The sequence below is a fragment of the Dorea sp. genome, from assembly GCF_977044405.1.
Genome location: NZ_CDRRQK010000021.1, coordinates 46,911 through 55,445 on the forward strand (window position 1 = coordinate 46,911; position 8,535 = coordinate 55,445).

The window sequence follows — 8,535 nt, forward strand, 5'->3', positions numbered from 1 at the left end:
TTTGCATTATTCGACATCAAGTGTGTTAACGATATTATATCATTTATTTGAGAATTTGTAATCATTTTTAATAATAGTAGTTAATTTAACGCTATAGTCAGAATTTTAACAAACAAAAAAAAACTATTGCACTAATAATTCAGTACAATAGTCTTTTATTATATCGCTTTAAATTGACATCTAACTATACAAGTTCGATCAGAACTTCCATAGCTGCGTCACCTTTACGCTGACCGATCTTAACGATTCTTGTGTATCCACCGTTACGATCTGCATACTTAGGAGCGATCTCATCAAATAATTTAGCTACGAGATCAACTTCTTTTGTATTTTTCTTCTTTCCAGCCTGTGCAGTTGGAACTTCCTTTACAGGATAAAGAACCTTCAGCATCTGACGACGAGCATGCAGTCTGCTTGGCATATCCTTTTTGATTGTTTTATCAACTTCGTCATATACAGTAACTTTCTTACCATCTACAACTTCTTTTACTCTCTTGCCATCTTTATCTTTGCGGGCAACTTTAGCTTTTACAGTAACTTCTTCGAAGTTATCTTTTTCTTTAACAGCTAATGCAATAAGACCCTCAGCGATCTTGCGGATCTCTTTAGCCTTAGCTTCTGTTGTAACGATCTTTCCGTTGTTCAGAAGTGCTGTTACCTGGTTTCTTAATAATGCTTTTCTCTGGCTTGATGTTCTGCCAAGTTTTCTATATTTTGCCATTTTAAATTTCCTCCATTATAACACTTGGTTATGCTTCTTCGGGCTTACTAGCCAAATGCTCTGCCATGCACTTTCGGGCTTACTGACAGATTATTCTTCACCTTTACTCAGGCTTAAGCCTAACTCATCTAATTTTGCAAGTACTTCTTCCAGAGACTTACGTCCAAGGTTACGTACTTTCATCATATCTTCCGGTGTTCTATTTGTCAGTTCTTCTACTGTATTGATACCAGCTCTCTTCAGGCAGTTGTATGAACGAACAGAAAGTTCTAATTCATCAATGCTCATCTCGAGAACTTTTTCTTTCTCGTCATCTTCTTTTTCAATCATAACTTCTGCAGCCTGTGCTACTTCTGACAGATCGATAAAGAGCTTCAGATGCTCGCTAAGTACCTTTGCAGCCAAACTTACAGCTTCATCCGGAAGCAGTGTGCCGTTTGTATATACATCCAATGTAAGTTTATCAAAGTCTGTAATCTGTCCGACACGGGTATTCTCTACTGTAAGGTTCACTCGTTCCACTGGAGTGTAGATAGAATCAATTGGAATCACTGCGATTGGCAGTTCGTCATTCTTATTCTTATCAGCACTCACGTAGCCTCTTCCATTTGTAATGGTAAGTTCCATATACAATTTGCTGTCTGCACCGCCATTTAATGTAGCGATTACAGTTTCCGGATTCATGATTTCAATATCCTGATCCACCTGAATATCAGCTGCTGTTACAACTCCTTCGCCTTCAAACTCGATATAAGCTGTTTTAGGCTCATCAGATTCAGATGTGTTCTTGATTGCCAGAGATTTCAGGTTCATGATAATCTCAGTGACATCTTCCTTAACACCCGGAATAGAACTGAACTCATGAAGTACACCATCAATCTTAACCTGGCTGATTGCTGAACCAGGTAAAGATGAAAGCATAATTCTTCTAAGAGAATTACCTAAAGTTGTACCATAACCTCTTTCCAGAGGCTCTACAACGAATCTACCATATTTCTTATCATCTGAAATATCAGTTATTTCAATATTGGGTTTATTAAATTCAAACACTAAGTCCACCTCCTGTGGGTTACGGTTTATTATTTAGAATATAACTCGACGATTAACATCTCATCTACAGGAACATCGATTGCTTCACGTTTTGGAAGTTCTTTAACTGTTCCTTTCAGGTTTTCCAGATCAGCTTCTAACCATTCTGGAACAAGACGTCCGCCTGTAACCTCAACGATCTCTTTGTATCTTGGAGAGCTCTTCTTAGCTTCTTTGATTTCTACAACATCTCCAGCCTTTACAAGGTATGAAGGGATGTTGATCTGTTTTCCGTTTACAAGTACATGCTTGTGGTCAACGATCTGTCTTGCTTCACGTCTTGTTCTAGCAAGTCCAAGACGGAATACAACGTTGTCAAGTCTTGACTCTAAGAGTACCATCAGGTTTTCACCTGTCATACCATTCATCTTAGATGCTTTCTTGAAGTAGTTCACGAAAGGTTTCTCTAATACACCGTAGATGAATTTAGCTTTCTGTTTCTCACGTAACTGGAGACCATACTCGCTCATTTTTCTATTCGCTCTTTTTAACTGTCTGTTAGACTTTTTATCAATTCCTAAATAAACTGGATCCATTCCAAGGGATCTACATCTTTTAAGAACCGGAACTCTATTTACTGCCATGTTTTTGTTTTCCTCCTATATAATTCGGACACATACAATCCGTTAACGTAGTGAATAATAATAGTACTAGACTCTTCTGCGTTTTGGTGGACGGCAACCATTGTGTGGTACTGGTGTAACGTCTCTGATGCTTGTTACATCGATTCCGCATGCCTGCAGGGCACGAATTGCTGCTTCTCTACCTGAACCTGGTCCTTTAACCATTACGTCAACTGATTTTAAACCATGTACTAATGCTGCTTTAGCTGCTGTTTCAGCTGCCATCTGAGCTGCATAAGGGGTAGATTTTCTTGAACCTCTGAATCCGAGACCGCCTGCACTTGCCCATGACAGAGCATTTCCCTGAGCATCTGTTAATGTAACGATTGTGTTATTAAAAGATGACTGGATGTGAGCCTGTCCGTGTTCAACGTTTTTCTTGACACGTTTCTTTGTCACTTTTTTTGTAACTTTCTTTGCCATAATAAAACTAACCTACTCTTTCCTTAAAATAAATTATTTCTTCTTGTTTGCTACTGTTCTCTTAGGACCTTTTCTAGTTCTAGCATTTGTCTTAGTCTTCTGACCACGAACTGGAAGTCCTTTTCTGTGACGGATTCCTCTATAGCATCCGATTTCCTGTAATCTCTTGATGTTCAGGGCGATTTCTCTACGAAGATCACCTTCTACTGTCTGTGTCTCATCGATTACAGCACTGATTTTCTTTACATCGTCGTCTGTAAGATCTCTACAACGAATATCAGGATTTACTCCTGCTTCTGTTAAGATACGAGTTGCACTTGTTCTACCGATTCCGTAGATATAAGTTAATCCGATCTCAACACGTTTGTCTCTTGGTAAGTCTACACCTGCTATACGAGCCATGTGAATTTCCTCCATTTTCTTTCATTGATAATTGTCTTTAATAGGGGACATTGTTTGTCCCAGGCATGTTCGGTATCATGCCCTTTCCGGCCACCGCTTTAGTTTGGAAGCTATACGGTAATGACGAGCCGGCATTAGAAGCAATATACGAGGATCGTCACCGGTCTTTCGGGTGCGCCTTGTATATTTGAAATAGTATCCACACCGCCTGGCGTGTCCACTATCAGCCGCCTAATTACATCAAACTACTGTCTGGAATTAACCCTGACGCTGTTTGTGTTTTGGATTTTCGCAGATAATGCGAATGCTTCCTTTTCTCTTAATTACTTTGCACTTTTCGCAAATTGGTTTTACTGATGATCTAACCTTCACGGGGATCCTCCTTTCATCCATTGCTATGCCTTTGTTGCTACACATTTTCTTCAAAACCGCAACTCACTGGTTTTATGCGCACAAAAAACGCCCAGAAAACGTGCTTATATAGTATAGCACTCTTATGCAATATAAGTCAATAGATTTTTTATTTATTTTTTGACTATTTTTATTTATCTCTCCAGATGATTCTTCCTTTTGAAAGATCGTATGGAGACAGCTCTAATGTTACTTTATCTCCTGGCAGGATCTTGATAAAGTTCATTCTCAGTTTTCCACTGATATGAGCTAATACCTGATGTCCATTCTCCAGCTCTACCTGAAACATTGCGTTAGGTAATTTTTCTACTACAGTTCCTTCAATTTCAATTACGTCAGCCTTTGACATATTTAATTCCTCCTATTTCTCTTCTTTCATCCAATCCTTAATGATCTTTCTTATACCTGCATCATCAAGGCCTTCTATATTATACTTTGTATGAACAATCTGTACATGCATCCTTTTTTTCCTTTTCGGATGATCCAATGTCCTGATCCGTCCATCTGCCAGATATACATATGTATCATCAACCCTGGTTATGATATACATCTGCGCCTTATCATGTCCGGCCTTTGATCTTGCAAGCATTCCTGTTTCATATACCACCATATCTGTATCCTCTTCACTAATCTGTCTGTTTTTCATCACAGGTCAAGGACAGAATTCTTGGTTCTCCCTCAGTAATCAGTATTGTATTTTCATAATGCGCTGATAATGAGCCGTCTCTGGTTACTACCGTCCAATCATCATCCAGCCAGTCTACTTCATAACCACCGATATTGATCATCGGTTCAATTGCAAGTGTCATTCCTGCTCTTAACTTCACACCTTTTCTTCCCACTTCATAGTTCGGGATCTCAGGTGATTCGTGAAGTGCTGTTCCGATTCCATGTCCGCAGAGGTCTCTTACTACACCATAGCCTCTCTCAGATGCGTATCTTCCTATCGCAGATGAAATATCAAATAAATGATTCCCCTCTTTTGCATATTTTATACCTTCAAAGAAACTTTCTTTTGTAACTTTGATAAGCTCTCGGGCTTCTTTACTTACTTCACCGACCGCATGGGTTCTCGCTGCATCTGAATGATATCCTTTATAGATGACACCTGCGTCCAGACTTACAATATCACCTTCCTGGATAATACGGTGTTTATCAGGAATACCATGTACAACTTCCTGATTGACAGATACACAGATAGATGCCGGATATCCGTTATAATTCAGAAATGAAGGAATACATCCGTAACTGCGAATAATCTCTTCGCCAAGAGTATCTATATCCTTTGTACTCATACCCGGATGAAGTGCTTTTTCTAATTCATTATGCACAGTTTCCAATATCACTCCGGCTTTTGCCATCAATTCGATTTCTCTCTCTGATTTGATTGTAATTGCCATGATCCTATGCTCCAAGTATCTCTACAATTGCTGCAAATACATCGTTAATATCTACAGTTCCGTCTACTGTCTTTAAGATGCCTGCTTTTGTATAATAGTCGATCAGCGGCTGTGTCTGATCATGATATACGTTCAGTCTCTTCTGTACTGTCTCCGGCTTATCATCATCTCTTAAGATCAGGTCTTTTCCACATACATCGCAAACACCTTCTGTCTTTGTCGGTGCATATACAAGATGATATGTAGCTCCGCATCCAACACATGCACGGCGTCCGCCCATACGCTTAACAATATTTTCATCCGGTACATCTACGTCGATTGCGTAATCTACCTTATCGCCGAATGCAGCAAGTGCTTTATCCAGCGCCTCAGCCTGTGGAATTGTTCTCGGAAATCCATCCAGTACGTATCCGTTCTTGCAGTCATCCTGTTTTACACGGTCTACAACCAGATCCACAACCAGTTCATCCGGTACAAGAAGTCCCTGGTCCATATAAGTTTTTGCTTTGTTACCAAGCTCTGTACCATTTTTAATATTTGCTCTGAAGATATCTCCTGTGGAGATGTGTGGGATATCATATTTTGCAGCAATCTTCTTTGCCTGTGTTCCTTTACCCGCTCCTGGGGCACCTAACATAATTATTTTCATTTGGCGGTTCCTCCTTATAGCATTTTAACCCGCGAAAAAAATACTTCCCGCGAGTCAAAATATTAGCTATTTAAAAATCCCTTGTATGTTCTTACAAGTGTCATTGAATCAATTTGCTTAAGTGTTTCCAATATTACACTGACAATGATGATCAGAGAAGTTCCACCAAACGAAACTTTCGCTCCAAGCCATCCGTTAAATAATATCGGAACAATCTGAACCAGAATCAATCCGCATGCACCAACAAATATAATATAATTCAAAATCTTTGTCAAATACTCTACTGTCGGTCTTCCCGGACGGATACCCGGTATAAATCCACCGCTCTTCTTCATATTATTCGCAATCTCTAATGGATTAAATGTAATCGATGTATAGAAATATGCGAAGAATATCGTCAGAACAATATATAATACCAGTCCCCAGGAATACTTCAGCTGTTCCGGATTACACCAGTTACTCTGATTTAATCCGCGAAGAATCTCACTTCCGATTCCACTTCCGTTACCTTTTCCAAGGAATGACGCAATTACAATTGGAAACTGCATCAAAGATGATGAAAAGATAATTGGAATAACACCTGCAGTGTTAACTTTTAATGGAATATTGGTAGACTGTCCCCCATAAGATCTTCTTCCGACAACTTTCTGGGAATACTGTACAGCAATTCTTCTTTCACCGTCCTGCAAAACTACAGTAAATACAACCAACGCAATGATGATTGCAATAATTACACATACTGCAAGACCTGCGGAAGCAATCGCTTTTCCTTTCACGAACTGGTCAAACAATGTAGTCATATCACTCGGAATACGAGAGATAATATTGATCACCAAGACAATAGATATACCATTGCCTACACCTTTTTCTGTAATTCTCTCACCAATCCACATCAGGAAAGCTGATCCAGCAGTGAGCGTCAATACAACAATTGCCGCATTAACAAAATTATACTTCACCAAAAGTCCCTGACGACCAAATCCGATTGCCATTGCAGCAGATTCGATCAGAGCCAGTCCAACAGTAAGATATCTTGTAATTGCTACAATCTTCTTTCTTCCTGTTTCGCCGTCACGCTGCATCTCCTCTAACTGAGGGATTGCAATTGTAAGCAGCTGGACAATAATGGATGAAGTAATATAAGGTGTTATACTTAAGGCAAATACAGACATTTGCTCAAATGAGCCACCGGTGAAAGCGTTAAATAAGTTAAACGCTTCCCCAGTGTTCTGAGCAAAGAAATTCTTAATATATTCACCATTTACGCCTGGTGTCGGCAACTGTGATCCAATTCGTATTACGATTAACATCAGGAATGTATATCCGATTCTCTTACGGATATCCTTTATCTTGAATGCCTTTCGAAATGCTTCTAACATTAGATCACCTCTGCTTTTCCACCTAACGCCTCGATCTTAGCTACAGCGCCTGCGCTAAATGCATCAGCCTGAACTGTAAGCTTCTTAGTAAGTTCGCCATTTCCAAGGATCTTAACTCCATCCTTTGGATTTGTAACGATACCCTGCTCGATTAATGTATCTACAGTAACAACTGTATCATTCTCGAATACTTCAAGAGCACTTACGTTAATACCAACGATTGTCTTAGTATTTCTGTTAGTGAAACCTCTCTTTGGTATTCTTCTATATAATGGCATCTGACCACCTTCGAAACCTGGTCTTGTACCGCCTGAACGAGCCTTCTGACCTTTGTGTCCCTTACCAGCTGTCTTACCATTTCCAGAACCGTGTCCACGTCCTCTTCTGAAATTATCACTCTGCTTTGATCCATCAGCAGGTCTTAAGTTAGATAAATCCATTGTGACACCTCCTTATCCGAATAAATTAATTATACTTCTTCTACTTTTACCAGGTGAGAAACCTGTTTTACCATACCTCTAGTTGCTGCATTATCTGGAAGTACAACAGTTTTGTTCAGCTTCTTAAGTCCTAATGCTTCAACAGTTTTCTTATGCTTAGGTACAGCACCGATTGTAGATTTTACTAATGTGATTTTTAAATCTGCCATTTTGTTCTACCTCCTTAGCCAAAGATCTCTTCAACAGATTTACCGCGAAGCTTAGCTACTTCTTCTGGAGTTTTGATCTGGCGTAATCCTTCGATTGTAGCAAGTACTACATTCTGTTTGTTGTTAGAACCAAGAGATTTTGTACGGATATTCTTGATTCCTGCCATCTCGATTACGGCACGCGCTGGACCACCAGCGATAACTCCAGTACCTTCTGGAGCCTTCTTAAGTAATACAGAAGCGCCTCCGAATTTACCGATATAATCATGTGTTACACTGTCATTTTCATCTAATGCTACAGAGATGAGATTTTTAGCTGCATCTTCTTTTCCTTTGCGGATTGCTTCCGGAATTTCTGTAGCTTTTCCTAAACCTGCACCAACATGGCCATTTCCGTCACCAACAACTACTAAAGCTGTGAATCTCATATTACGGCCACCCTTAACAACTTTGGTTACACGTTTAATTGATACTACTTTTTCGTTTAATTCTAATGAATTAGCATCAATACGTTCCTGTCTCATGTGTGCTCCTCCTTCTAGAAATTCAACCCAGCTTCTCTAGCTGCGTCTGCCAATGCCTGTACTTTACCCTGGTAAATAAATCCGCCTCTGTCGAAGACAACGTCTTTAATACCTTTTTCAAGGGCCTTTTCTGCGATTACTTTTCCTAAATATGCTGCTGCATCAACGTTGTTAGTTTTCTCCAGGTTTGCTTTCACATCTTTCTGAAGAGTGGAAGCGGAAACCAGTGTATTTCCAACTGTATCGTCAATAATTTGAGCATACA

At 39.6% G+C, this 8,535-nt stretch carries 15 protein-coding genes; all 15 read right to left on the bottom strand.

Features of this window, described 5'->3' with window-relative positions; translation table 11 throughout:
- Window positions 1–184: 184 nt before the first annotated feature.
- Window positions 185–721, bottom strand: a complete 537-nt coding sequence (locus ACWJAF_RS10250; RefSeq protein ID WP_006427410.1) for a bL17 family ribosomal protein — start codon at window positions 719–721, stop codon at window positions 185–187.
- A 90-nt stretch (window positions 722–811) separates the two neighbouring features.
- The gene (locus ACWJAF_RS10255; RefSeq protein WP_296030851.1) at window positions 812–1,771 is read right to left on the bottom strand and encodes a DNA-directed RNA polymerase subunit alpha; all 960 of its coding nucleotides are present in this window, start codon (window positions 1,769–1,771) and stop codon (window positions 812–814) included.
- Window positions 1,772–1,800: 29 nt separating this feature from the next.
- On the bottom strand, window positions 1,801–2,394 hold the full coding sequence (rpsD, locus tag ACWJAF_RS10260) for a 30S ribosomal protein S4 (protein WP_296030849.1): 594 nt from the start codon (window positions 2,392–2,394) through the stop codon (window positions 1,801–1,803).
- A 66-nt stretch (window positions 2,395–2,460) separates the two neighbouring features.
- Window positions 2,461–2,856, bottom strand: a complete 396-nt coding sequence (gene rpsK, locus ACWJAF_RS10265; RefSeq protein ID WP_005332330.1) for a 30S ribosomal protein S11 — start codon at window positions 2,854–2,856, stop codon at window positions 2,461–2,463.
- Window positions 2,857–2,889: 33 nt separating this feature from the next.
- Window positions 2,890–3,258: a 30S ribosomal protein S13 gene (gene rpsM, locus ACWJAF_RS10270; protein WP_022415191.1), complete on the bottom strand. Its 369-nt coding sequence runs from the start codon at window positions 3,256–3,258 to the stop codon at window positions 2,890–2,892.
- A 258-nt stretch (window positions 3,259–3,516) separates the two neighbouring features.
- Window positions 3,517–3,630 (bottom strand): 50S ribosomal protein L36, encoded by a 114-nt coding sequence (rpmJ, locus tag ACWJAF_RS10275; RefSeq protein WP_003022746.1) that lies wholly within the window; start codon window positions 3,628–3,630, stop codon window positions 3,517–3,519.
- A gap of 169 nt (window positions 3,631–3,799) precedes the next feature.
- The gene (gene infA / locus ACWJAF_RS10280; RefSeq protein WP_004607275.1) at window positions 3,800–4,018 is read right to left on the bottom strand and encodes a translation initiation factor IF-1; all 219 of its coding nucleotides are present in this window, start codon (window positions 4,016–4,018) and stop codon (window positions 3,800–3,802) included.
- A 12-nt stretch (window positions 4,019–4,030) separates the two neighbouring features.
- Window positions 4,031–4,279, bottom strand: a complete 249-nt coding sequence (locus ACWJAF_RS10285; protein ID WP_296030843.1) for a KOW domain-containing RNA-binding protein — start codon at window positions 4,277–4,279, stop codon at window positions 4,031–4,033.
- A 16-nt stretch (window positions 4,280–4,295) separates the two neighbouring features.
- Complete coding sequence (map, locus tag ACWJAF_RS10290; protein ID WP_448863689.1) at window positions 4,296–5,069, bottom strand: type I methionyl aminopeptidase; 774 nt, start codon at window positions 5,067–5,069, stop codon at window positions 4,296–4,298.
- Between the two features lie 4 nt (window positions 5,070–5,073).
- The gene (locus ACWJAF_RS10295; protein ID WP_448863691.1) at window positions 5,074–5,718 is read right to left on the bottom strand and encodes an adenylate kinase; all 645 of its coding nucleotides are present in this window, start codon (window positions 5,716–5,718) and stop codon (window positions 5,074–5,076) included.
- Window positions 5,719–5,780: 62 nt separating this feature from the next.
- Window positions 5,781–7,097 carry a preprotein translocase subunit SecY gene (secY, locus tag ACWJAF_RS10300; protein ID WP_296030834.1) on the bottom strand — a complete coding sequence of 439 codons (1,317 nt, stop codon included), beginning with the start codon at window positions 7,095–7,097 and terminating at the stop codon, window positions 5,781–5,783.
- Entirely contained in the window at window positions 7,097–7,537 is a 441-nt protein-coding gene (gene rplO / locus ACWJAF_RS10305) for a 50S ribosomal protein L15 (protein WP_006427402.1), read from the bottom strand. Before rplO ends, secY begins: the two co-directional genes overlap by 1 nt.
- 29 nt (window positions 7,538–7,566) lie before the next feature.
- Complete coding sequence (gene rpmD, locus ACWJAF_RS10310) at window positions 7,567–7,746, bottom strand: 50S ribosomal protein L30 (protein WP_006427401.1); 180 nt, start codon at window positions 7,744–7,746, stop codon at window positions 7,567–7,569.
- A gap of 14 nt (window positions 7,747–7,760) precedes the next feature.
- On the bottom strand, window positions 7,761–8,270 hold the full coding sequence (rpsE, locus tag ACWJAF_RS10315) for a 30S ribosomal protein S5 (protein WP_006427400.1): 510 nt from the start codon (window positions 8,268–8,270) through the stop codon (window positions 7,761–7,763).
- Between the two features lie 14 nt (window positions 8,271–8,284).
- A partial coding sequence (gene rplR, locus ACWJAF_RS10320; RefSeq protein ID WP_448863694.1) for a 50S ribosomal protein L18 occupies window positions 8,285–8,535 on the bottom strand: 251 nt, incomplete at its 5' end.